The sequence below is a fragment of the Nocardia inohanensis NBRC 100128 genome (assembly GCF_001612945.1).
Lineage (GTDB): Bacteria > Actinomycetota > Actinomycetes > Mycobacteriales > Mycobacteriaceae > Nocardia > Nocardia inohanensis.
The window spans coordinates 798,318-822,342 of record NZ_BDBK01000008.1 but is presented as its reverse complement, the minus strand read 5'-3'; the positions used below and the strand labels follow the sequence as shown (position 1 = coordinate 822,342).

Annotated in this window: 22 protein-coding genes and 1 riboswitch; of the genes, 13 read left to right on the top strand and 9 right to left on the bottom strand. The window is 66.6% G+C overall.

The window, feature by feature from the left end:
* Window positions 1-42: 42 nt before the first annotated feature.
* Complete coding sequence (locus NI1_RS19505; RefSeq protein ID WP_067822753.1) at window positions 43-1,386, bottom strand: threonine/serine exporter family protein; 1,344 nt, start codon at window positions 1,384-1,386, stop codon at window positions 43-45.
* 182 nt (window positions 1,387-1,568) lie between these two features.
* On the opposite strand from NI1_RS19505, the gene NI1_RS19500 reads away from it, so the two are divergent.
* The 3 genes from NI1_RS19500 (at window position 1,569) to NI1_RS19490 (ending at window position 6,470) form a co-directional block, all read left to right on the top strand.
* Window positions 1,569-3,500: an acyl-CoA dehydrogenase family protein gene (locus NI1_RS19500; protein WP_067822318.1), complete on the top strand. Its 1,932-nt coding sequence runs from the start codon at window positions 1,569-1,571 to the stop codon at window positions 3,498-3,500.
* A 101-nt stretch (window positions 3,501-3,601) separates the two neighbouring features.
* A complete protein-coding gene (locus tag NI1_RS19495; protein ID WP_084523398.1) occupies window positions 3,602-5,758 on the top strand; it encodes an MMPL family transporter in 2,157 nt (718 codons plus the stop codon).
* Between the two features lie 76 nt (window positions 5,759-5,834).
* Window positions 5,835-6,470: a phosphatase PAP2 family protein gene (locus tag NI1_RS19490; protein WP_245663297.1), complete on the top strand. Its 636-nt coding sequence runs from the start codon at window positions 5,835-5,837 to the stop codon at window positions 6,468-6,470.
* On the opposite strand, the gene NI1_RS19485 is transcribed toward NI1_RS19490, so the two are convergent.
* The 3 genes from NI1_RS19485 to NI1_RS19475 all read right to left on the bottom strand — a co-directional run bounded on the left by NI1_RS19485 (window position 6,454) and on the right by NI1_RS19475 (window position 10,592).
* Complete coding sequence (locus NI1_RS19485; RefSeq protein WP_067822311.1) at window positions 6,454-7,350, bottom strand: nuclease-related domain-containing protein; 897 nt, start codon at window positions 7,348-7,350, stop codon at window positions 6,454-6,456. The two genes, NI1_RS19490 and NI1_RS19485, sit on opposite strands and share 17 nt — an antisense overlap.
* Before the next feature lie 97 nt (window positions 7,351-7,447).
* A complete protein-coding gene (locus NI1_RS19480; protein ID WP_067822308.1) occupies window positions 7,448-8,836 on the bottom strand; it encodes a DUF2252 domain-containing protein in 1,389 nt (462 codons plus the stop codon).
* 79 nt (window positions 8,837-8,915) lie between these two features.
* On the bottom strand, window positions 8,916-10,592 hold the full coding sequence (locus NI1_RS19475) for a GMC oxidoreductase (RefSeq protein WP_067822305.1): 1,677 nt from the start codon (window positions 10,590-10,592) through the stop codon (window positions 8,916-8,918).
* 170 nt (window positions 10,593-10,762) lie between these two features.
* Between NI1_RS19475 and NI1_RS19470 the strand changes: the two genes are divergently transcribed.
* The 7 genes from NI1_RS19470 to gcvP all read left to right on the top strand — a co-directional run bounded on the left by NI1_RS19470 (window position 10,763) and on the right by gcvP (window position 17,924).
* A complete protein-coding gene (locus tag NI1_RS19470) occupies window positions 10,763-11,374 on the top strand; it encodes a CDP-alcohol phosphatidyltransferase family protein (RefSeq protein WP_067822302.1) in 612 nt (203 codons plus the stop codon).
* A 91-nt stretch (window positions 11,375-11,465) separates the two neighbouring features.
* Window positions 11,466-11,864, top strand: a complete 399-nt coding sequence (gcvH, locus tag NI1_RS19465; protein ID WP_067822299.1) for a glycine cleavage system protein GcvH — start codon at window positions 11,466-11,468, stop codon at window positions 11,862-11,864.
* A 184-nt stretch (window positions 11,865-12,048) separates the two neighbouring features.
* Complete coding sequence (garA, locus tag NI1_RS19460) at window positions 12,049-12,525, top strand: glycogen accumulation regulator GarA (protein ID WP_067709776.1); 477 nt, start codon at window positions 12,049-12,051, stop codon at window positions 12,523-12,525.
* Window positions 12,526-12,569: 44 nt separating this feature from the next.
* Window positions 12,570-13,337, top strand: a complete 768-nt coding sequence (gene ftsR / locus NI1_RS19455) for a transcriptional regulator FtsR (RefSeq protein ID WP_157535195.1) — start codon at window positions 12,570-12,572, stop codon at window positions 13,335-13,337.
* 161 nt (window positions 13,338-13,498) lie between these two features.
* Window positions 13,499-13,972, top strand: a complete 474-nt coding sequence (locus NI1_RS19450; protein ID WP_067822294.1) for a bifunctional nuclease family protein — start codon at window positions 13,499-13,501, stop codon at window positions 13,970-13,972.
* Between the two features lie 184 nt (window positions 13,973-14,156).
* Entirely contained in the window at window positions 14,157-14,723 is a 567-nt protein-coding gene (locus tag NI1_RS19445; RefSeq protein WP_067822291.1) for a MerR family transcriptional regulator, read from the top strand.
* Window positions 14,724-14,830: 107 nt separating this feature from the next.
* Window positions 14,831-14,925, top strand: a riboswitch (glycine riboswitch).
* 158 nt (window positions 14,926-15,083) lie between these two features.
* Complete coding sequence (gene gcvP, locus NI1_RS19440) at window positions 15,084-17,924, top strand: aminomethyl-transferring glycine dehydrogenase (protein WP_067822289.1); 2,841 nt, start codon at window positions 15,084-15,086, stop codon at window positions 17,922-17,924.
* 73 nt (window positions 17,925-17,997) lie between these two features.
* On the opposite strand, the gene NI1_RS19435 is transcribed toward gcvP, so the two are convergent.
* The 4 genes from NI1_RS19435 to NI1_RS19420 all read right to left on the bottom strand — a co-directional run bounded on the left by NI1_RS19435 (window position 17,998) and on the right by NI1_RS19420 (window position 21,132).
* Window positions 17,998-18,408 carry a DUF7144 family membrane protein gene (locus tag NI1_RS19435; protein WP_067822286.1) on the bottom strand — a complete coding sequence of 137 codons (411 nt, stop codon included), beginning with the start codon at window positions 18,406-18,408 and terminating at the stop codon, window positions 17,998-18,000.
* 67 nt (window positions 18,409-18,475) lie between these two features.
* Window positions 18,476-20,149, bottom strand: a complete 1,674-nt coding sequence (locus NI1_RS19430) for a VWA domain-containing protein (protein ID WP_067822747.1) — start codon at window positions 20,147-20,149, stop codon at window positions 18,476-18,478.
* Between the two features lie 94 nt (window positions 20,150-20,243).
* Window positions 20,244-20,510 carry a WhiB family transcriptional regulator gene (locus tag NI1_RS19425; protein ID WP_067822281.1) on the bottom strand — a complete coding sequence of 89 codons (267 nt, stop codon included), beginning with the start codon at window positions 20,508-20,510 and terminating at the stop codon, window positions 20,244-20,246.
* A gap of 64 nt (window positions 20,511-20,574) precedes the next feature.
* Window positions 20,575-21,132 carry an HNH endonuclease gene (locus tag NI1_RS19420; RefSeq protein ID WP_439957280.1) on the bottom strand — a complete coding sequence of 186 codons (558 nt, stop codon included), beginning with the start codon at window positions 21,130-21,132 and terminating at the stop codon, window positions 20,575-20,577.
* Between the two features lie 372 nt (window positions 21,133-21,504).
* Here NI1_RS19420 and NI1_RS19410 point away from each other — a divergent pair, with 372 nt between their 5' ends.
* Genes NI1_RS19410 through NI1_RS19400 form a run of 3 tightly spaced genes read left to right on the top strand, consistent with a single transcriptional unit; the run spans window position 21,505 to window position 23,110 of the window.
* On the top strand, window positions 21,505-21,930 hold the full coding sequence (locus NI1_RS19410) for a hypothetical protein (RefSeq protein WP_174564508.1): 426 nt from the start codon (window positions 21,505-21,507) through the stop codon (window positions 21,928-21,930).
* Window positions 21,924-22,145 (top strand): helix-turn-helix transcriptional regulator, encoded by a 222-nt coding sequence (locus NI1_RS19405; RefSeq protein WP_067822273.1) that lies wholly within the window; start codon window positions 21,924-21,926, stop codon window positions 22,143-22,145. Before NI1_RS19410 ends, NI1_RS19405 begins: the two co-directional genes overlap by 7 nt.
* Window positions 22,146-22,147: 2 nt before the next feature.
* Entirely contained in the window at window positions 22,148-23,110 is a 963-nt protein-coding gene (locus NI1_RS19400; protein ID WP_067822270.1) for an NAD(P)-dependent alcohol dehydrogenase, read from the top strand.
* A 245-nt stretch (window positions 23,111-23,355) separates the two neighbouring features.
* Here the strand turns inward: NI1_RS19400 and NI1_RS19395 are convergent, their stop codons facing one another.
* Window positions 23,356-23,955, bottom strand: a complete 600-nt coding sequence (locus tag NI1_RS19395; RefSeq protein WP_157535194.1) for a hypothetical protein — start codon at window positions 23,953-23,955, stop codon at window positions 23,356-23,358.
* Window positions 23,956-24,025 lie beyond the last annotated feature (70 nt).

Here is a 24,025-nt window from a genome sequence, read left to right as displayed (position 1 = left end):
TTTTGATCTTTTGATCTCTGAAACCTCCAAACCGTCCCCCACTCAACCAGAGGCAAGCCGCGGCCGTCGAATACTGCCGAACCGCTGAAGAATCTGAGGCCGCCGCAAATCACGCGCCATCCACTCACCAAGCGTCACACCGGCCGCAAGCGCCAGCCCAACAGCGAAAGCACTCAAAAGCTGGTTCAGACCTATCAACTGCTCATCATTGAGAAGCGCATAGAGCCCGCGATAAACCCGAAGACCGGGCAGCAGCGGAGTGATACCCGCAATCGCCACTACAAGCGGCGGCGTCAAGGCCCGCCGCGCAAGCAGACCACCCGACAGACCGACCACGACAGCCGCCGCCCCAGACGAGACGATAGGCCCGAAGCCGATCTGCTCCGCCAACAGATAAACAACAATGGCCGCCGCACCACTGAAAGCCGCGACCGCCAAAGCCCGGCGCTCCGCATAACAAGCCAAAGCGAAGGCCATCGAAGTAAGCCCACCGGCGAAGAGCTTGAGGGGAAGATTGGTGAGATCGCGCGCCGGAGCCATGTCCACCGAAGGCACCGACAGATTTAGCAGCTCCGCGACTCGCAACGTGAGGACGATCCCCGCGATGATCCCACCGGTCATCATGATCACTTCGAGCATGCGGGCCGCCGCCGTGATGGGCGCTCCGGTAATGGCGTCCTCGACCGCGCCGACCAATTGCAGACCGGCCAGCAGCACCGCGATCCCGGCAGCGATGATCAACGCCGGGTCCAGGTGCAGGGTGCTGACATACGAGCTGACCAGCACCGCGGGTATGGCCGCGATGATGCCACCGGCCATGTGCTGGAAGAAGAACGGCAAACCGCGCCGGTTCAGCCGGCGGTTGGTCCGGTCGATGGCGGTGGTGGTCGCGAAGCTCAGCAGGGCGATCAGCCAGCCGCCGTTGAGCAGCAGCGCGACCGCCGCGGCCATCAGCGCCCAGCCGAAGGTCGCGATCCAGCGGTGGTAGGGGTGCGGGGCGGAGGTGATCTCGTCGAGGGCTTCGAGGGCCTCTTCGGGAGGCGGCAGCTCGCGGCGGATGCGGCGGGTCAGCCGGTCCACGGCCGCCAGACGGGTGAAGTCGAGAGATCGGTAGTGGACCACGCGCATGGTCGATGCCGGGGGGAGGCGTGGGCCGCGGTCGGCGGAGATGCGGATCGAGTTGTAGGTGACGTCGATGTCGACCTGCGCCAAGCCGTAGGTGGCGGCGATGAATTCGACCTGGGTCGTGGTGTCGGTGACCGCGGTGCCCGACGCGAGGACGACCTCGCCGACACGCTCGGCCAGGTCGAGCACCCGGGTCACTTCGGCGTCGTCGGTCAGATCGATGGGTTGCAGCGGTGCGGGCGCTTCCACCACGGCGTCCATGGTGGCGCGGCGCTCGCCGAACACCTGGTCGGTGGCCCGGGTCAGCCAGCGCTGCCAGCGTCCGCGAGCGCTTGCCGCGCCGTTCAGCTGCTCGGTTGCCAGCTCATTGCTCACAAGAGAAACGTACACGGGTGCGATAGATCACCGGGGTGAGCGTGCCGAGGGCAGTAGTGTTTTCGAGTATGGCAAGCGGTGGCGAATCGATAGCGGAAACACTACGCGCGGCACTCGACGGATCGTGGCGTGACGTGCGTGAACAGGCCCGGCAACACCTCGACGACGATCGTCTTTTCGGCGATCCCTACCTGGACTACAAGGCGGCGCGCACCCGCGTGCTGGAACAAATGAGACTGGTGTCCTCATTCGGCTGGGTCGAAAGAGGTTTCCGGCTCGAAGACGGGGGTATCGGGGACCCGGGCGGCGCGGTCACGGCCCTCGAGATGCTGGCCTATACGGACCTGTCGCTGTGGGTGAAATCCGGTGTGCAGTGGGGACTTTTCGGCGGTGCGGTGGAGAACCTCGGCACCGAACGGCATCGGGAATACATCCGGCGTTTGATCACCCTGGACCTGCTGGGGTGCTTCGCCATGACCGAAACCGGTCACGGCAGCGACGTGGCCAACCTGGAAACCACGGCGACCTACGATGCGAGCACCCGAGAGTTCGTGGTGCACAGTCCGACTCCGTCCGCGCGCAAGGATTACATCGGTGGCGCGGCCGAACATGCCCAGATAGCAGCGGTTTTCGCACAGTTGATCACCGGCGGGGAATCGCAAGGCGTGCACTGCTTTCTGGTGCCGATCCGGGACGAGCAGGGCGGGGATCTGCCCGGCGTCACCACCTCCGACTGTGGGCTCAAGGGCGGCCTGCCGGGGGTCGACAATGGCCGAATCATGTTCGACCACGTGCGAATTCCGCGCGAGAACCTGCTCAACCGGTACGCCGATGTGGCGCCGGACGGAACCTACAGCTCCGAGATCGAGAACCCCAGCCGGCGCTTCTTCACCACCCTCGGCACCCTGGTGCGCGGGCGGGTCAGTGTCGGCGGGGCGGCGGCCGCGGCGGCGCGGGTCGCCTTGAGCATCGCCATCCGGTACGCCGAGCAGCGACGGCAGTTCTCCGACCCGGACACCGGCGAAGAGACCGTCCTGATGGATTACCGCAGCCATCAGCGGCGGCTGCTGCCCTTGGTCGCACGGTCCTATGCGCTGGCGTTCGCACAGAACGATCTGGTCCGTCGCATGCATCTGGTGCAGACCGGACAGGACCTCGACCCGAATGCGCAACGCGCCCTGGAGAAGCGCGCCGCCGGACTCAAGGTCGCGCAGTCCCGGCACGCCACCCACGCCATCCAGGAATGCCGGGAAGCGTGCGGCGGCGCGGGCTACCTCACCGAGAACCGGCTGGTCACGCTGAAAGCCGACACCGACGTATTCACCACCTTCGAAGGCGACAATGTGGTGCTCACCCAGCTGGTGGCGAAGGAGCTGCTGACCGCCTACTCCGACGAGGTGCGGGATCTGGACGCGCTCGGCTGGGTTCGGTTCGCCTCCACCATGGCTCGCGATGTGGTGCGGGAACGCTCCGGCGTGCGCCAGCTGATCCAGCGGCTGCGCGATCGCTCCGACGAATCCGTCGACGAGGGCGATCTGTCCCGCCGTTCGGTGCAGCTGCAATTGCTCGCCGACCGCGAGGACTACCTCACCCGCACCGCCGCGCACCGATTGCGGGCTCGCGCAAAGGAAACGGGACCGTTCGAAGCGTTCAACAATGCCCAGGACCACATTCTGGCGGCGGGCACGGCGCATATCGAACGGCTCACCCTGGAAGCCTTCATCGAGGGCATCGCCGATATCGAGGATCCAGAAGCCAAGGCGCTCGCCGACACCGTCTGCGATCTGTTCGTCTACACCATCATCGAAGAGAACCAAGCCTGGTTCATCATGCATCGCTTCATGTCGGTGGAGCGCGCCAAAGCCGTCCGGCGCGGCGTGAACGAACTCGTGGATCGCCTACGGCCGCAAGCGCTCACGCTGGTCGCGGGGCTCGGCGTGCCCGAGAAATCGCTGCACGCCGCCATGCTCGCGCAGGGGGCCGAGGGGCCGCTTTCGTGAGAGGTTGACCACAGACCGGACCACGGGGCCGGGCGGAAGATCAGGATGTCTTCCGACCGGCCCCTAGGGCGGGGGTAGAACAGATCGGTAAGGGGGAGACCGTGATCGCACGACTGTCCGGAATCGCCGTCCGCGCACCGAAATCGGTGCTCGTCATCGTGGGCATAGCGTTCCTGCTGTGCGGGGCGATGGGCTCGCAGGTGGCGTCGAAACTGTCCAACGGTGGATTCGTCTCCACCAGTTCCGAATCCGCTCGGGTCGGGGAGATCCTGGAGCGCGACTACGGGATGTCGGGCATGCAGCTCGTCTTGACCGTGGAATCCGAGGGCGGTGACGGCAAAGCGCGCGGGCAGGAGATCGCCCAGGCGCTGAAATCGGATTCCCGTGTGTCGCGGGCGGTTTCGCCGTGGACGGATCCGCAACTGGCTTCGGTGCTGACCAGCCGGGATCAGAAGGTCGGGCTGGTGGTCGCCACCGTGCGCGGCGATGAGGACAGTGCGCCCGGGGTCGCCCGCGAGCTGGCCGACGAGTACACCGGGTCGCGCGACGGGGTCACCGTGCGCGCCGGCGGGCAGGCGATCATCTGGAACGAGACGGCGCAGCAGACCCAGAAAGACCTCGGGCTGGCCGAGGCGGTCGCGCTGCCGTTGACCTTCATTCTGCTGGTCTGGTTTCTGAGAAGCCTGGTGGCGGCGGCGATTCCGTTCATCACCGGTGTGGTCGCGATCGTCGGGACCACGGCGGTGCTGTATCTGCTGACCTTCGTGGTCGAGTTGTCGATCTTCGCGTTGAACATCACGACCGCGATCGGGCTCGCATTGGCGGTGGACTATTCGCTGCTGATCATCGGCCGATATCGCGAGGAGATCGCGGCGGGACGGGAACGCAACGAGGCGCTGCTGCTGGCCATGAAGCGCGGCGGGCGAGCGGTCGCGTTCTCCGGGATCACCGTCGGGATCGCGCTCATCGGAATGTCGTTCTTCCCGATGGCCTTCCTGCGGTCGCTGGCCTTCGCCGGGCTGGCCGTGGTGGCACTCTCGGTCGTGCTGGCCCTGACGCTGGTGCCCGCGCTACTGGCGCTGCTGGGTGAGCGGCTCAACCGGAAACCGTTGCGGGAAGCCAAGCCGGTGCAGCAGAGCGTGCTGTACCGGGTGGCGCGGACCGTGCAGCGACGGCCGGCGCTGTGCGCCCTGCCGGTGGTGGCTTTGCTGCTGGTGCTCGGCGCGCCGGTGTTCGGGTTGAAAATGGGCCTGCCCGATGACCGGGTGCTGCCGACCAGTGTGGGATCGCGGCAGGTGGGCGATCTGCTGCGGGATCGGTTCGACAACAACGCCACCGGGCAGGTGCATGTGATCGTGCAGCCGGCCGCGGGGGCCGACGCGGTCGGGGATCTGAGCGCGTACGAGCGGGCGCTGTCGAGCGTGGCCGATGTGCAAGCGGTCACCGGACCGGCGGGCACCTGGACGAAGGGGCAGCCGCTCGGTGTGGCGGATCCGGACGGCCAGCGGGCCGGCAGCGCGCACCTGACCATCGTCAGCCACCTGGACCCGTACTCCCAGGACGGTCAGCGGCAACTCGAAGCCTTGCGCGCGGTCGAAGGTCCCGGTTCGCCCGTGCTGTTCGGCGGCTTGGCCCAGCAGACCGCCGACTCGGCGAACGGCATCGCGCAGGGCTTCCCGTACGCGGCAGCCTGGATCGCGATCATCACCTTCGTGCTGCTGCTCCTGCTCACCGGTAGCGTCGTGCTGCCGCTGAAAGCCTTGGTGCTCAACGTTTTGTCGCTGTCGGCGACCTTCGGCGCGATGGTCTGGATCTTCCAGGACGGTCACCTGTCCGGCCTGGGCACCTTCGCCACCGGCTACACCATCGCCACGCTGCCGGTGCTGTTGTTCTGCGTATCCTTCGGCCTCTCCATGGATTACGAGGTGTTCCTGCTCGCCCGCTTCACCGAGGAGTGGGAGAACTCCGGAAAGACCCGCGCCGACAACGACGATGCCGTAGCCCTGGGCATCGCGCGTTCGGGACCGATCGTCACCGCCGCCGCGCTGCTCATGGCCGTCGTCTTCGCCGGTATCTGCGTCAGCGCCGTGACCATGAACCGCATGCTCGGACTGGGTTGCGCCGCAGCGGTTCTGGTGGACGCCACCCTGGTCCGAATGATTCTGGTCCCGGCGTTCATGCGCGTGATGGGCACCGCCAACTGGTGGGTCCCGGCCCGCTCGCGCCCGCTGCTGGAGAAGGTCTCGGTACGGGAGTGAATCCGGACGGCGCGGTGCACGGACGAGCCGTCCACCGCGCCACCTGCGGGATATCCGGCGCGGCTATGTTGTGGGCGTGAGTTCAACCAGCGCGCCGGTAGCGACGCCGACCGAGACCTGGATGCGGCGTGCCGCGCTGCCCGCCGTCGTGGTGGCCGCGGCACTCGTGACCATCGTTGTGCCGCTGTTCTTTCCGGCCGATGGTGGGCCCACCGGGTTCGACCGGAATCTGGGCGAGCACATCCACACCTCGCTGGGCGGGCATCCGGGGATCTACGACGTGCTGGTGTTCCCGAGCAATTGGTACGTGGTGGTGCCGCTGCTACTGGCGGCTGCCGGATGGTTCGCGTACCGGCGGCTGTGGTGGCAGGCCGGGTTCGTGCTGCTGGCTCCGGAGGCGGCCATCGTGCTGAATTCACTGGTGCTGAAACCGCTCTGGGATCGCCCGCTGCACCACTATCTGGCCTATCCCAGCGGCCACACCGTGCACCTGGTCGCCGTGGTCACCGCGATCGCGCTGGTGAGCGAGTCGGCGCGGGTGCGGGTCACGCTGCTGGTGGTGATGGCGGTGGTGCTGCCCGTGGTCCTGATCGGCATGGTGGGCAGGGGCTATCACCATCCCACCGATGTGATCGGTGGCGCGGCCGCCGCCCTCGCCGTGGTGACCGCGCTCTACCTGCCGATCCGCCCGCGGATCACCCGTACGCGATGACCCCCGCCACCACGACCCACACCACCCACAGCAGCGCCACCACCATGCCGATGGTCAGCAGCACCCGCATCACCCCGCGCCCGAGATCGATGTCGTCGGACTCGCGCGGATACAACCGGCTCGGCGCGAACCACGGCTTGTGCACCGCGAACCGCCCGCCGGCCCGCGCGGCATCGGCCTCCAGCTGCGCCTGCTCCTCGGCATAGGCTTCGGCCTGCGCCTGCTGCGGACCGCCGTGCCACAGCGTGATGTCCACCGGGCCCAGGAAGCCCTCGTTGATCAGATCCTGCGGCCCGGGCAGATACGGCAGGATGCCGAGCCCGCGGAACGCCCACGCCACATCATTGGCCGACCATTGCGGCCGTCCGCGCGAGGACAGCTGGGCGAAGTACTCGCGCAAGCGGTTCGGGTCCTCACCCAGCAGCACCTGGAAACTCGGATCGCTCCACAACTGCTGTACCCGCAGCTGCGACCCGGGCGGCGGCACCACCAGCACCACCCCGTGGATCACCCGCTGCCCGAGCCCGCGCTCGGCCAGCCAATTCTGGAGCGCGAAGGTGTGGTCACGGGATTTGTCCAGCGGCGTGCGCTTGTCCCCGCCCTCGAAGCTGATGATCCGGTCGGATACCCGCCAGGGCCCGTTGAGCGGCACCTCCAGCTCGCCGTCCAGCTTCTCCGACAGCGCTTCGGCCTCGATCACCACGCAGCTGGTCGGGGTCCACACCACCGCGTCGAAGGGGTACAGCCGATCACCGTGGAACAGACTGCAATTCACGGTGGCGACGCCGTGCGGGTCCCCGCTGCCCTTCCAGGTGCGCAGCCAGTCGATCAGGACCTTCTCGGCATGCGTGCCCGCGGGGTTCTGCACTCGAACGAGCATCGGCGCTCACACCTTTCTCGTCGAATAGATAGGTGAAATGGTACGGACGGGTGGTCGTCGTGGCACAGATTTGCGCCTCGTCGTGTGTCGGTGCGGTTCAGTCCGTCTCGGCGGGCAGCCGCCCGTCCTTGACGGCGGCCACCAGTTCGGCGTGATCGCCTTCGGTGCGGTCGGCGTAGCGGACGGCGAAGGCGGCGACCGCGTCGTCGAACGCCTCACCGTCCTCCAGGTAGCCGGCGACCAGGCGCGGATCGACCGAGCGGGTGTGCGCCCGGCCCAGCAGCGCGCCCGCCAGCCGGCCGTAGTCGTCGAGGTGTTCGGCGTCCAGGTCCGCGACTTCGATGCCGCCCTTGAGATTCCGGAACTGCCGCACGATGAACGGCAGTTCGGTGTCGTCGAGTTTCAAGGTGGTCCAGCCCAGCAGGATGTCGGTCTCGGGTTGCACCGCCCGCGCGCCCTGCACGATCCGTTCACCTTCGTGGCGGGGCGGTTTCGCGGCGACGTAGGGCGTGAGCGCCGAGGGCGCGGCCTGTTTGATCTGTAAGACCAGCGGCTCGTCGCCGTTGCCGTGCAGCAGCGCGATATACGAGTGCAGCCCCACGCTGCCGGTGCCGACGATGCGGAAGGCCACATCCGACACCGTGAATCGGGTGATCAAGCGGCGGCGTGACTCGCGCAGCGTCCCCACGTATTCGGTGAGCCCGTCGACGACCGCGTCGGCGACACCGTCGGCCACCGGGGTCAAGATCGGCGGGTCGGCCACGAATCTGCGCTTGGCGACACCGGTCTGGTGATCTTCGAGATGCTCGGTCCACTTGCGGGCGACCTTGGCGCTGGTGTTCTTGCGCGCCTTCTTCGCGGCCTTCTTGAAGGCGTCCAGCAAAGGTTCGGCACTCACCTGATCGATCATCGATTCGGCCGAGAGCGCGGTCCACGAAGACAGGAACGGTTCCTCGGCCAGCCGGGCCACGGTGAGCCGATACGAGCGCGCGGCATCGCGGGCGGCGGCCAGGCAGTTCTCCTCCGAAGCGCCGCCTTCGCGGCCCGCCAGCACCAGGCTGGCCGCCAGCCGCTCCACATCCCATTCCCACGGGCCGCGCACGGTTTCGTCGAAATCATTGATGTCCATGACGATTTCGCCGCGCGGTGAGCCGTAGAGGCCGAAGTTGGCGGCGTGCGCGTCACCGCAGAGCTGCGCCCGCAGGCCGCTGACCGGACCCTCGGACAGATCGGCCGCCATCAGGCCGGCCGCGCCCCGGAAGAACGAGTACGGCGAGGCCGCCATCCGCCCGATACGCAGCGGGATCAGGCGCTCCAATCGCCCGCGATTGCTGGCCTCGATGAACTCGAGCACCTCCGGGCGGGACGACCCGAGGGCCGCCCGATCCCGGGATTGCACGGGAGTCTTCTCCCGCAGCGCCCGTCCCCGGGCCCGTACCTCCGCGGCCGAGACGGGGGTACGGAAGTCGATCACATTGGAGCACACAACATTCCAACTTACCGGCGCGCTCACCGGTACGCTCAGCGAGCCGGTAGCCCGGCCGAGCGCACCGGAAAACCGCTGCTCAGTGCGTCGGGAACAGCGGCAGGCGCAAAGCTCCCGGAGCGAAATCGGGCACCGTCGGCTGCTTGGGCGTGACCGGGAGAATCCGCCGGTAGGCCGCACCGAGCTCCGGGCGCGGGTCCGGCTCGTTCCGGTTGGGCCAGAACGCCATCGCCCGCTCGGCCTGCGCGGTGATGGTCAGCGACGGGTTCACGCCCAGGTTCGCCGTCACCGCCGACCCGTCCGCCACATGCAGCCCGGGGTAGCCGTACACCCGCTGATACGGGTCCACCACACCGGATTCCGGCCCTTCACCGATCACGCAGCCGCCGATGTAGTGCGCGGTGGCCGGGATATTGAGCACGTCCATCGCCAGCATCTGCACATCGCCGTCCACGTGCCCGGCGAACTTGCGACCCACCTCGTGCGCCAGCGGAATCCAGGTCGGATTCGGCTTGCCCGTGCCCTGTTTGGTCTTGAGCTGCCCCCAGCGGCGGAAGGAGGTCAGCGAATTGTCCAGCGACTGCATGACCAGCAGGATCACCGACTTCTCCGAGGCGCGGCGGGCATTGAGGCTGCGCGCGAACACGATCGGATGCAGCAGCAGCGCCAGCAGGAAGCGCAGGAACCGGAAAGCGCCGCCGTCCACCAGCGGTACCGACAGCGGGAACAGGCCGTTCTGTCCCTTGCCGTAGTGGCAGACCTCGACGTGGGTATCGGGTTCGGGATGAATCGAGGAGGTGATGGCGATGCCCTCGGCGAAGTCGTCGCGGGCCTTGCTGACCACGTTCAGGATGGCCTCGGAATTGGACCGGGTGAGCTCGCCCAGCCGCGGCGACAGCTCCGGCAGCACGCCCTCGTCGCGCATCTTGTGCAGCAGCTTCTGGGTGCCCAGGGCGGCCGCCGCGAAGACCACCTGTTCGGCGGTGAACACCTTGCGCTGCTTGCGAACCCAGCGATCCGAGCGCACCGTCTCGATGGCGTAGCCGCCGCCCAGGATCGGCCGCACCTCGGTGGCGGTGGTCAGGTCGAACACCTGCGCGCCGGCCTGTTCGGCCAGGTAGAGGTAGTTCTTGGGGGTGGTGTTCTTGGCATTGTGCGGGCAGCCGGTGAAGCAGCGCGCGCAATGGATGCAGCCGCTGCGGCGCGGCCCCGCCCCGCCGAAGTACGGATCGTCGACCTCGGTGCCGGGATCGGCCTCGTTGAAGAACACGCCCACGTTGGTGGCGTGGAAGGTGTCGGCCACGCCCAGGTCCTCGGCGACCGCGCGAATCACCTCGTCGGCGGGGGTCATTCGCGGATTCTGCGCCACGCCCAGCATGCGCTGCGCCTGGTCGTAGTAGGGCGCGAGCTCGCTGCGCCAGTCGGTGATGTGCGCCCACTGCTTGTCGGTGTAGAACGCCGGCAGCGGCTCGTACAGGGTGTTCCCGTAGATCAGCGACCCGCCGCCGACGCCGGAGGCCGAGAAGACCGCGCACTTGCCGAGCACGCTGATCCGCTGGGTGCCGGTCAAACCCAGCCGCGGTGCCCAGATCGCCTTGCGCACATTCCAGTTCGTCTTGGGGATGTCCTCGGCGTTCCAGCGTCTGCCGGATTCCAGGACGGCCACCCGGTAACCCTTCTCGGTCAGGCGCAGCGCGCTCACGCTCCCCCCGAACCCGGAGCCGATCACAACGACGTCGTAGTCGAAGTCGGGCATGGTGTTTCCTCTCGCCGTGCACCCGGACCACTAGCAATCAATAGATGAGAAAGATGTCATATCATTCTGTCACCGATCGACTATGGCGGAGACCATATCGCTCGGCCGTGAACGCCGGGAAGCGGCGTGCCCGGATGGTGACTCGGAAGCGATTGCGGTAAGACCGGTCTGTGACTACCGAGCGGAACGCCGAACCGGTGTACAGCGACCGCATCTTCACCGTGCCCAATGTGCTGAGCGTGATCCGGCTGATCGGCGTCCCGGTCTTCCTGTGGCTGCTGCTGGTGCGGGAGGCCGACGGCTGGGCCTTCGCACTGCTGGTGGTCAGCGGTTTCACCGACTTCCTGGACGGGAAACTCGCACGCCTGCTTGACCAATCGTCCAAACTCGGGGCGATTCTGGACCCGCTGGTCGACCGCCTCTACCTGATCGCGATCCTGGGCGGCTTCCTGATTCGCGGCATCCTGCCCTGGTGGGTGGTGCTCGTGCTGGTCGGCCGCGATGCCGTGCTGACGCTCACGCTGGGCATCTACAAGCGCCGCGAACTACCCCCGCCGGACGTCATCTACCTGGGCAAAGCCGCCACCTTCGCGCTCATGTCCGCGCTGCCCTGGTGGCTGGCGGGGCAGATGGATTGGGCCGCTGCGGGTTTCAGCCGGGCCTTCGGTGGGGCATTCTTGGTCTGGGGTACGGCCGTATACGTCTGGACCGGCATTCTCTACCTCGGCAAGGCCATTGCGGTGGCTCGCGCCATACCGGCCGCGCCGCACCGCAATACCTAACCGATAGGGTGTGCTCGACGCATCGATGTCAGCCCCCGCTGGTTCGATGTGAACGCACCACCGCGAGAGGACGCCCAGTGAAAGGACGCCTGTGACCAACCTGCCCGAGGAACTGCGCTACACCGAGGAACACGAATGGGTGCTCAGAGTGGGACCGACCCGGGTTCGGGTGGGCATCACCGATTACGCGCAGTCACAGCTCGGTGACGTCGTGTTCGTGCAGCTGCCGGGTGTCGATTCGGCCGCCGCTGCGGGTGAGAGCATCGCCGAAGTCGAGTCCACCAAGAGTGTTTCCGACATCTACGCTCCGCTGGCCGCGAAAGTCGTTGCGGTGAACGAGCTTCTGGACGCCGAGCCGGAGACCCTCAATTCCGATCCCTACGGTGACGGCTGGTTGTTCGAGCTGGAAGTGGCCGATGCCGCGACCCTCGACGCCGAGCTCTCAAAGCTGCTGGACGCCGCAGGTTATCAAGGAGTTATCGGAGGCTGAAGCAGCCTTCACAGTTCTACCTGCACGGGGAAGCCCCGGCAGGGTACGGTCAATGCCAACAGTTGTGCGGCAGCCGGTGCCCGGGTTTTCGGACCCACCCGAACAGTGGGAAGCGGACGGTAGCCGCGACGCTGAGGGCATCAACTGCTTGCATGGATTATTCGGTTCGAGGAGGAGAGCAAGGGTGAGCGAGAACAAGGACCCGGGTTACCAGGAGACGGCAGCAGAGACCACTTCGGTGTTCCGCGCTGATTTCCTGAACGAGGTCGACACGTCGCGCACCGAGCAGACCGGCGAGCAGCCGGTGCAGGGAGTGGAGGGCCTGCCCGCGGGCGCGGCCCTGCTGGTGGTGAAGCGAGGCCCGAACGCCGGGTCGCGATTCCTGCTCGACCAGCCCACCACCTCCGCGGGACGCCATCCCGACAGCGACATCTTCCTGGACGATGTCACCGTCAGCCGTCGGCACGCGGAATTCCGCCAGGACGACGACACCTTCCAGGTGGTCGATGTGGGCAGCCTCAACGGCACCTACGTCAACCGGGAGCCGGTGGACTCCTCCGAACTGCAAAACGGTGACGAGGTTCAGATCGGCAAGTTCCGCCTGGTATTCCTGACCGGACCGCGCCCCGCGTCGAGTGAATCGGCGGCGGGCGCACTATAGGGCCGACCGGAATGACAGGCGCAGCGCAGTGGGCACGCGGAGGCATGTCGATCGGCTCCGTGCTGGATTTGCTGCGTCCGGATTTTCCGGACATCACCATCTCCAAGATCCGGTTCCTCGAATCCGAGGGGCTGATCATGCCGGAGCGAACCCCGTCCGGGTACCGCCGGTTTCACGTCGCCGATGTGGAGCGCCTGCGGTTCGTGCTCACGGCGCAGCGGGATCAGTACCTGCCCTTGAAGGTGATCAAGGAACAGCTCGAAGCGATCGACAGCGGGGCGGCGACGCTCGGTGTGCGCGAGGCTCGCGCGCGCCGGGCTTCGGCCGTGGGAACCGTGGGAGCGGATGCCATGGAGACCAACGGCAATGGGAACGGCCGGCTGCGCAGGCTGGGTGTCGTGCCCGGTGAGGTATCGCCCGAGGAGCTTCGGTTCGATCACGAAATCCGAATCACGCGGGCGGATCTGCTCGAGCAGGCCGGGATCGACGAGAAGTTCCTGACCGAACTGATCAGGGCCAACCTGATCACCCCCGGCGCCGCCGGGTACTTCGACGCCGACGCGGTCACGCTGGCCCGGACCGCCCAGGCGTTGAGCGAATTCGGTTTGGAGGCAAGGCATTTGCGCGCCTTCAAACTGGCCGCGGACCGGGAGGCGGCGATGGTCGCACAGATCGCCGCACCCATCGCGAAAAGCCGTGACGCGGATGCCCGCGCCCGCGCCGAAGAGACCGTGCGCGAGTTGGCGGCATTGTCGCTGACCCTGCACACATGCCTGGTGAAGACCTCTGTGCGCGCTTCCCTCGGGGGCTGAAATCTTCGCCTAGACTCGGTAATACGGTCGGCCCCGCTGTTTGGCGCGCGGGGCGACCGGCGAGTATTGGGAGGCAGTGCCATGAGTGAGCGAAGCGAGCGAATCAGCAAACACAGCGCGCGTTCGCGCATCGTCGTGGCGAGCGCTAGCGAGGCACGGCGATGAGCGAAATGCGTGTGATCGGCATCCGTGTCGAACAGCCACAGAACCAGCCCGTGCTGTTGCTCCGCGAGGTGTCGGGCGACCGGTATCTACCCATTTGGATCGGGCAGGCCGAGGCCACCGCGATCGTGCTGGAACAAGAAGGCGTCACGCCCATTCGGCCGCTGACCCACGACCTCATCAAGATCCTGATCAAGGACTTGGGTCACACCTTGAAAGAGGTGCGCATCGTGGACCTGCAAGAGGGCACCTTCTACGCCGATCTGGTCTTCGAGAACGACCTACGCATCTCGGCGCGCCCCTCCGACTCCGTCGCCATCGCCCTGCGGGTGGGCTGTCCGATCTATGCCGAGGAGCCGGTGCTCGAAGAGGCCGGACTCGTCATGCCGGACGAGAAGGAAGACGAAGTCGAGAAGTTCAAGGAATTCCTGGAGTCGGTCTCGCCCGACGACTTCAAGGCCACCGACAGCTGAACCCCGCCGTCGATGCGGAATCGTGTCTCGACCTGAGGTTTAGGTCTAGAAACACGCGGTCCGTCAGGCTTGGAAGGTACCCGTACTCCCGAGACAATCAGGGGAGTAGCCTCGATTGTTAGGCCACGCTCCAGGTCGATGACACGAGCCCCGCCCTTGATAGGCCAGCAGTAGGGAGTAGTCAGTGGGAGATCAACCGCAACCGCAGGATGTGGTGCAGCCAGGGCTGTTCCCCGATGACACGGTGCCGGACGAACTAGTCGGTTACCGGGTGCCCTCCGCCTGTCAGGTGGCCGGGATCACCTACCGTCAGCTGGACTACTGGGCACGCACCGGACTGGTCGTTCCGTCCATCCGCTCCGCATCGGGATCGGGCAGCCAGCGTCTGTACTCCTTCAAGGACATCCTGGTTCTCAAGATCGTCAAGCGGCTGCTCGACGCCGGCATCTCATTGCAGAACATCCGCATCGCCGTGGATCATCTGCGCAGCCGGGGCGTCGAGGATCTGGCCGGGATCACGCTCTTCTCGGATGGGACATCGGTCTACGAATGCTCCTCGGCCGAGGAGGTCGTCGATTTACTGCAAGGCGGACAGGGCGTGTTCGGCATTGCCGTCAGCGGGGCCATGCGCGAATTGACCGGGGCCATCGCCAACTTCCCGGCCGAACGGGCCGAAGTCGCGACCGCCTCGGATCGCCCGGAGGACGAGCTGGCCTTCCGTCGCAAAGCCCGGATGAGCAAGACCGGTTAGCCGGCAGTGAAGAGGGCGCGCCGCGGCGAGCGGCGCGCCTTTCGTATGTGAAACGCAGCCCAGGCAACATGCTCGTAACTTGCTGCCGCATAGACTGGGCGGTGCGTCGCAGCCGTGCGGGAGAGTTCCGGGAAATCCTCGGACGCCGAAGGAGCAGCACCTCCCCGTCAATCTCTCAGGCACAAGGGACCGTGCGGAGTTTCGACGCCTCTGGAAAGTGATGGTCAGCGAGCCATCCGCCCATGGTGAAAGGACACGGCCACCGGCTGGGTCCGAATCTCTCAGGCGCAAAGGACAGAGGGGGAGGGCACGACTCGTCGATCGCCCGATCGACCCCCGCCCACCCTTTGGAGAGCTTCCGTGATTTGGACTCGATCCTTCGCCGATCGTCATATCGGACCCGACAGCGGCGAACTCGAACGCATCCTGGCCGTCGTGGGCGTCGAATCCCTGGACGAGCTGGCCGCGCGTGCCGTCCCCGCCAGCATTCTGGACACCCCCGACACCAACGGCCTGGGCGTGCTGCCCGCCGCGGTGAACGAGCACGAGGTACTGGCCGAGCTTGCGGCACTGGCGAATTCGAACACCGTCGCCACCTCCATGATCGGGCTCGGCTACTACGACACCCTCACCCCGCCGGTGCTGGTGCGCAATCTGATCGAGAACCCGGCCTGGTACACCGCGTACACGCCGTACCAGCCGGAGATCTCTCAGGGGCGCTTGGAGGCGCTGCTCAACTTCCAGACCATGGTCAGCGATCTCACCGGGATGGACGTCGCGAACGCTTCCATGCTGGACGAGGCCACCGCTGCGGCCGAGGCGATGACGTTGTTGCAGCGCGCCAATCGCGGTTCCAAGTCCAACCGGCTGCTCATCGACACCGATCTGTTCCCGCAGACCCGCACGCTGCTGTTCACCCGCGCCGAGCCGCTCGGGATCGAGATCGTCGAGGCGGATCTGTCCGGCGGCGAGCTGCCCGAGGGCGAGTTCTTCGGCGTGCTGGTGCAGCAGCCGGGCGCATCGGGCCGGATCGTGGACTGGACCCCGCTCATCGCGGCCGCGCACGAACGCAAGGCGCTCGTCGCCGTCGGCGCGGATCTGCTTGCCATGACGCTGATTACGCCGCCCGGTGAACAGGGCGCGGACTGCTGCTTCGGCACCACGCAGCGTTTCGGCGTGCCGCTCGGCTTCGGTGGACCGCACGCCGGCTACCTGGCCGTGCGCACTCCGCACGCGCGGCAGCTGCCGGGTCGCCTCGTCGGCGTATCGGTCGATGCCGACGGCAGCACCGCCTACCGGCTCGCCTTGCAGACTCGCGAACAGCACATTCGCCGCGAGAAGGCGACCTCGAACATCTGCACCGCGCAGGTATTGCTGGCCATCGTGGCCGCCATGTACGCCTCGTACCACGGGGCCGACGGACTCAAGTCGATCGCGCGGCGGGTGCACGGGCACGCGCAGTGGCTGGCGGCTGGTCTCGGCGACGCGGTCGTGCACCAGAGCTTCTTCGACACCGTGCTGGTGAACGTGCCCGGCGGTGCGGAAGCCATTGTGGCCAAGGCGAAGGGGGCCGGGATCAACCTGCGGCTCGTCGACGCCGATCACGTGGGCATCGCCTGTGACGAGGCGACCACCGACGCGCACGTGGTGGCGGTGCTGGACTGCTTCGGCGCCGAGGTTCCGGTCGGGCCGGAAGGTGCGCTGTTCCACGGCAAGCCGCGCCCGCACATCGAGGTCCGGACCTCGGAGTTCCTGACCCACCCGGCGTTCACCCGCTACCGCACCGAGACCGCCATGCTGCGGTACCTGCGCGGGTTGTCGGACAAGGACATCGCCTTGGACCGCAGCATGATTCCGCTCGGGTCGTGCACCATGAAGCTCAATGCCGCCGCCGAGATGGAGTCCATCACCTGGCCGGGGTTCAACCGGGTGCACCCGTACGCTCCTGAGTCCGATGCGCCGGGGCTGATCCAGCTGGTCGAGGATCTCGAGGGCTGGCTCTGCGCGGTCACCGGGTACGACCGGGTCTCGTTGCAGCCCAACGCCGGATCGCAGGGCGAATACGCCGGGTTGCTGGCCATTCGCCGGTACCACCTGGATCGCGGTGACTCGCACCGCGACACCTGCCTGATCCCGTCCTCGGCGCACGGCACCAATGCCGCGTCGGCCGCCATGGTGGGCATGCGGGTGGAGGTCGTGAAGACCCGTCCCAACGGTGACATCGACCTGGACGACCTGCGCGCCAAGATCGCCGATCACGCCGAGCGGCTGGCCTGCATCATGATCACCTACCCGTCCACGCACGGCGTGTACGAGCACGAGGTGGCCGAGCTGTGCGGGCTCGTCCACGAGGCCGGCGGCCAGGTGTACGTGGACGGCGCGAACCTGAACGCCCTTGTCGGCCTTGCCCGTCCGGGTAAGTTCGGCGGCGACGTCAGCCACCTGAACCTGCACAAGACCTTCTGCATCCCGCACGGCGGCGGCGGCCCCGGCGTCGGTCCGGTGGCGGTGCGCGAGCATCTGGCGAAGTACCTGCCGGGCGATCCCCTGGAAGCCGGTTCGCACGCGGTGTCGGCGGCCAAGTACGGCTCCGCGTCGATCCTGCCGATCACCTGGTCCTACATTCGCATGATGGGCGCCGACGGCCTGCGCCGTGCCACCCTGACCGCCATCGCATCGGCCAATTACATTGCGCGCAAGCTGGATCCGCACTTCCCGGTGCTCTACACCGGCGACAACGGCATGGTCGCGCACGAGTGCATCCTGGATCTGCGCGAGATCACCAAGCGCACCGGCGTCACCGTCGACGATGTGGCCAAGCGCCTGGCGGACTATGGTTTCCACGCGCCGACCATGAGCTTCCCGGTCGCGGGCACGCTCATGGTGGAGCCCACCGAGAGCGAGAACCTGGAAGAGCTGGACGCTTTCATCGACGCCATGATCGCCATCAAGGGTGAGATCGATCAGGTCGAGGCGGGCGTGTGGCCGGTGGAGGACAACCCGCTGCGCGGGGCCCCGCACACCGCGCAGTGCCTGGTCGGCGAATGGGAGCACCCCTACAGCCGCGAAACCGCCGTCTACCCGCAGGGTTTGGCGAGCGGCCGGGCCAAGGTGTGGCCTTCGGTGCGCCGCATCGACGGCGCGTACGGCGACCGCAACCTGGTCTGCTCCTGCCCGCCCATGGACAGCTACACCGACTGATATCGGGTGATACCGCAAGCGCCCCACCGGTTCTGAAAACCGGTGGGGCGCTTTCGTTGTGCGGCAAGCTCGTTCAGGCGTTATCGGGCTTCCAGGTGGCGATGGCCCAGATCACCACCACGTCGAGCGCGATGATGAGCAGCGACCAGGCCGGGTAGTAGGGAATCGAGAGGAAGTTCTCCACGATGGAGATGGCGGCCAGGGTCAAGGCCGCGATGCGGCCCCAGGTGGAGCCGGTGAACAGGCCGAAGGCCACGATCAGCTCCATAACGCCGAGGACGATGTGGATCCAGCCCCAGGTGGTCGTATCGAACTTGTAGACGTAGTCGTAGCCGACGACCAGCAGATCGTCCGCGGCGACGGCCGAAATGCCCTGCAAGATCGACAGAACGCCGATTACGGTCAGGATGATGGCCGCCGCGATGGACGTGCCGGCGGCCACCCCTTGCTTCAACGAAGATCCGGAATCCGAAGTGTGTGCCATTCGCCGAATATGCCACGAGTTTGCTGGCTCGTGAATATATCGCAACCGACGTGTCGCCGAGCCGTTCTCACGGCGTGGTCAAAGCCTTGTTCACGGCGGTGCCGAAGGCGAGGTCGTCGGTGGTGGTGACCTTGGTGTAGCTGCCGCCGGTGCGCTGGGCGAGGGTTTGCAGGGTCTGGGTGCTGCCGCCGCCGATCACGATGACGTTCACCTTGACCGGGCGGGCCGGATCACCGGCGGCGGCGATATCGGCGAGGAGTTGATCGCCGGTGATGGTGGAGTCGTCGTCCGGGCCGTCGGTGATGAGCAGCACCGAATTCGTCCGGCCGGTGGCATAACCGGCGACGGCGGCCTTGTACGCGGCTTCCAGGGTCGGATAGGTGCGGTCGGTCTTCGACGGTGAGGGTGTGACCGTGGACAGGGCCTGGCCCAGGGCATTGCGCTGATCGGTGGTGAGCGGAGCGGTGGGGGTGAGAATGCGGTACGGGTTGTTGCCGTCCACGTTCTTGGCGTAGCTCCACACGCCCAGGCCGAAGTCGGCGGGCATGACGGTCATGGTGGATTGCAGTGCCGCGAGGGAATTGGCCAGGCGGGTCATGATGCCGTCCTGGGTGCCCATCGAGGACGAGATATCAAGGAGCACCGTGGAATTCACGCCCAGCACCGGATTGCTCAGCACCTGCTGCACCTGGGTCAGCGCGGCCTTGCCGGGCACGGTCGCGGCGGCCGGGGGAGCGGCGCTGAAACCGTTGTCGGTGAACAGCTTCGACTGTTCGGGGGCGCGCAGGAAGTCGGAGAACAGGCCCGCCACCAGGTTCTGGGTCTGATCCACCCAGGAACCGGTGAGCTGTGCGGCCGGGAAATCCGCGACCGGGCCGTTGCCGGCGGGACGGAAGGCGGTCAGGCCGTTGCGGGAGCGGATCTGCTGTTCGGTGCCGGGCACCGCGTGCACCGGGGCGGTGGCCTGATCGGTGGCGGCGGCGAGCTCGGTCAACGCGGTCGCGGTGTCCTTCACCGCCGGTGCGCCCGCGCCCAGGTTGGAGATGGCGGAGACGACCTGGCCGGACTTGGCGGCGTTCTCGTCGAGGGGATCGGTGCCGGAGACGCCGGAGCCGACCGCGGTCGCCACCGCCAGCGTCGGGTCACCGGCGGGCAACGCCAGACGCAGTTTGCCCCAGGGGGCGAGGCCGATATCGGAGAGCGAACCCTGCTGGAGTTTCGGCAGATCGGCCCAGTGGACCTGGGCGGTTTCCAGGGCGCGGCGCAATTCGTCGGGGACCGCGAGGGCGATCGGGCTGGACGCGATCGGGGCGGGGGTGCCGGCGATCAGGCCGGGGACGCGCATGAGTTCGATCGAGCGGGAGGATTCGGGAATCCAGAGTCCGGGTTGCGCGCCGAGGGCCGGATCCCATTTGCCCGCGGTGAAGGCGGTGATCATGGCGGAGGTTGGCTGGGGATTCACCACCACCTGGGCGCAATGGTCGCGGACATGCGGCTCGGTCGCGTTGAAGCGCTCGGCGGCGGCCTTGACCGGTCCCGCGATATCGGGTTCGACGGTGACGTTGAGGGTTGCCGTGCCTTCGACGCAGGCCGCGGCGGCCGCGTTGTCGTGATTCTTCGAGCGTTCCTGTAGCCAAGCCCAGCCGACTACCGCCAGCACCAGGACGATTACCGCGACTATCGCGATAACTGGTCCCTTGCTGACACCTCGTGACCCGCCCGCGGCGCGATGTGTACCCACGATCGTCAAGTTTATGGGGAGGGGGTCGGACCCGCCTGTACCAGGGAGTAACGCGAAAGCCGACCGGCAGGGATTGATGCCGGTCGGCTATCGGTCAATCGCGGATCAGCTTCCCGCGGTCGTACTCGTGCCCGCCCCACACACCGGACTGGCTGGTGCGAGCGGCGAATTCACCGCATTCGCGGCGAATCGGGCAGCCATCGCAGATGTTTCGCGCGTAGTCGAAGTCCTGCGAGGGGTACGGGAACCACGCCTCGTGGTTCGGGTCGCCCTTACAGGCCGCGTGCTGCCAGTAGTCCTTCGAGTCGGAGATGGGGAGCAGATCCGCCAGGGTCGGCTCCCGCAGTGCAGTGTTCGTCATCGGATCTAACTCCTTTCGTTTCCGATCACGTACGTGAATGGAGGTGTGGTGGGGGCATCCCCCGTCAGGAAGCGGCGAGCTCTCTCCAGATCTGCCGCTGCTTCTTCTCTCTGTCATTGGGCGCCTTCGGCTCCCACAGCAGGCGCATGCCGGCCTCCTCCGGAGTCCGGTCCGCCTTGGACGTATTGCACGGCCCGCAAGCCGCGATCAGGTTGGCCCAGGTATTCGGCCCACCCCGCGAACGCGGCCGAATATGGTCCACGGTGCGCGCCCAGCCGCTGCAATACCCACAGCGGAACTGATCACGCCGCAGCACGGCGGCGAGGGTGGCGCGACTGTTGTCGTCGTGCGTGAGGATCCGGTGCTCGAGATATACGTACCGGGTCAGCCGAATGGTTTCCGGCAGCGCCAGCTCGAGCCGCTTCGAACGGATGGGAAAGTACGGCTGCCGATCGGTGACCGGCTCGGCGGCGCCGCTGAGCAGCAGCACCACGGCGCGTTCGGCGCGGATCTCGGTCAGCGCCTCGTAGGAGGCGTTGAGCAGCAGTACCCCGAGGTCTATCCAGTTGTCGGTGGTTATCTCCGGGTCTTCGGCATGACGGAACAGCATGGGGGTCACCATGTTTCGTGAGAATTGAAAAGCGGGAAGGGGAAGTGGGGCACGCCTTACGCGAGCGCCTGGAGACGGTCGTCGAACCGGTCGCCGTCGCGCTCACTGCGCTCGGTACCGCATGCGAGTAGCGCATGCCGTCCCATCGACATCGGATTGTGTACTGGGATTACCGGATTCACTGCCGTCTCCTCCTTCCTGCTGGTCACGACCGATACGGTCGATTGATCATCGTCGAAACCCATGGTGACACAACGGTCATACCGTTGTCGGGTCATTTTTTGCGGGGATGTAGGGACAACGAGCCATCGCACCGGATTGTTCCCACGAGGTGCCATGTAAAAGATTCTTTACATGGTGTCCAGTTTTCTTTACTCTGAGGGTATGTCCTACGAGGAGAAGCGGACCTGGATCCTGGGGATCGCGGCGGTGCTGTCGTACACGGTCTACCTGGTGATAGTGCTTGTGCGAGCACAGGATTCGGCCTTGTCCGAGGTGGCCTATGTGGGTCCGCTGCTGTGGACGGTCGGGGCGTCCATCGGGGTGTCGATCGTGGCGAGCATCCTGGTTTCGATCGCCTCGCGGGACGGGGATCGGCGCGATCAGCGGGACCGGCAGATCGGTAAGGAGGGGGAGCGGGTCGGCAATGCGTTCGTCGCGATCGGTGCGATAGCCGCGCTCGGGCTCGCGCTGGCCGACCGGGAGACCTTCTGGATCGCGAACGTCCTCTACCTCGGGTTCACCCTGGCGGGCGTCTTCACCGCGCTCACCAAGCTCGCCGCCTACCGGCGGGGGTTCTGGCCGTGGTGAAACCGACCAACGTCACCAATAACATTCGCGCGCTGCGGTTCTCGAACGGCGAGATGACGCAGGCCGAACTGGCCGATCGGCTCGGGGTGACCCGGCAGACCGTGAACGCCATCGAACAGGGCAAGTATTCGCCGTCGCTGGAGATGGCGTTCCAGATCGCCAGGGTTTTTCGCCTGCCCCTGGACGACGTCTTCGAGTATCCGGAAGAAGAGTAGCGATGAAAGCGATCACGCAATCGGCGTACGGAACCACCGACGCGCTGTCCTATGCCGAGGTGCCCACACCCGTACCGGGGAAGGGTGAGGTGCTGGTCCGGGTGCAGGCCGCCGGGGTGGACCCGAGCGTCTGGCACATCATGACCGGACTGCCGCTGGTCGCCAGGCCGGCGCTGGGATTGCGTGCACCGCGCATCAAGATTCGCGGCTGGGATGTGGCGGGTGTCGTCGAATCCGTCGGGCCCGGAGTGACCCGATTCCAGCCCGGCGACGAGGTTTTCGGGACGGTGCCGGGTTCCTTCGCCGAATTCGCCTGCGGCGCGGAGAAGAACCTGCACGTCAAACCGAAGAACATCGATTTCGCGACGGCCGCGGCCATCCCCACCTCGGGCATGACAGCCGTAGCCGGACTGCGGGACAGCGGGCAGATCCGAGCCGGTCAGCGCGTGCTGATCATCGGGGCAGGCGGGGGAGTCGGGCATCTGGCCGTACAGCTCGCCAAGCATTACGGGACGGAGGTCACCGGTGTATGCAGCACCGGCAAAGTGGATTTCGTGAAATGGCTGGGCGCGGACCACGTCATCGACTACACGCGTGAAACCCTCACCGGCCCATACGATCTCATCCTCGACATGGCGGGCAACCGGACACTCCCGGACCTGCGCCGGCTGCTCACCCCATCGGGCACCCTGGTGCTCGGCGGCGGCGAGAACGGCGGCCGCTGGATGGCCGGCACCGACCGCTCCCTGCGCGCGGTCCTGCTGAACCCCTTCGTCCGGCACCGCCTGCGCGCCCTGCTCTCCCTCGCCGACCCCGAAATCCTCACCGCCCTGGCCGAACTCGCCGCCGCCGGCACGGTCCTCCCACGCCTGGACCGCACCTTCGCCCTCCCCGACGCGGCCGCCGCCATCGACTACCTCGCCGAATCGCACCCGGCCGGAAAAGTCGTCCTCACCGTCGCCTGACCCCGGAAACGACCGAACCCCCGCGCTCCGGCACGGGGGTTCGGAAGTCTTGTCGGCCGGACTACAGCGGAATCGAACCCGTCGATCCGGTGGAAGCCCACAACCAGGCGGCATTGACGCGCGCGACGATCAGATTGACGACATCGAGTGCGGTAGAACCCATCGAAATTCCTCACTTGCGGGGTGACTATCGCCCGGCAGCGTAGTTGAGCGAGTCATGCCGTGGATCAGAAACGGAGATGCTGTCAGATCCAGCTCTCGACGAAGTTGGTGAAGGTGTACCAGTTGCCGTCATACCGGTGATAGCGAGTGCCCGAACCCGCCCCGGCGCCGGGATTCGCGGGCGCCTCGCGCGGGAAGTACGCGTATCCGTCGGGACCGAATCCCGAATTTTTCAGTGAGAACGAGCATCCGCCATCGCCTTCGGGCCGTACGTAATCGAAATCGAAGAGTCCGATCCGCCCCGCGTCGTCGGTCCTGGTGCAGTCCGCCGCGGCCCGCTCCAATGCCGGCTTGCTGAATGCCCACCCGATCCGGCCCGGAATGCCCGACCACAACAGGATCAGCGTCATCACCACGACCGCGGGCACGATCGCCGAGAGCACGAACCTGTTGTACTTCGCCATACCCAGAATGGCGAGCACGAGCCAGCCGATCCCGAGAATCATGATCGCGCAGCCGCCGAGGAAGAACGCGCCCAGCCGGTCGTTGCTGGCGGTGAAATGCCACAGCACCCACAGACAGACCAGAAAGACGAGTCCACTGGTCGTGGCCATCGAAGCCGTCCAGCCGACGGGTGCGCCGCGCCGGGCGGGCGGGGCCGGGGGCGGAGGGTAGTAGCTCACGATCACCATCCTGCCGAAAAGGGGAACCCCCGGTCGAATCGATTTCGACCGGGGATTCCCCTGTGCTTCA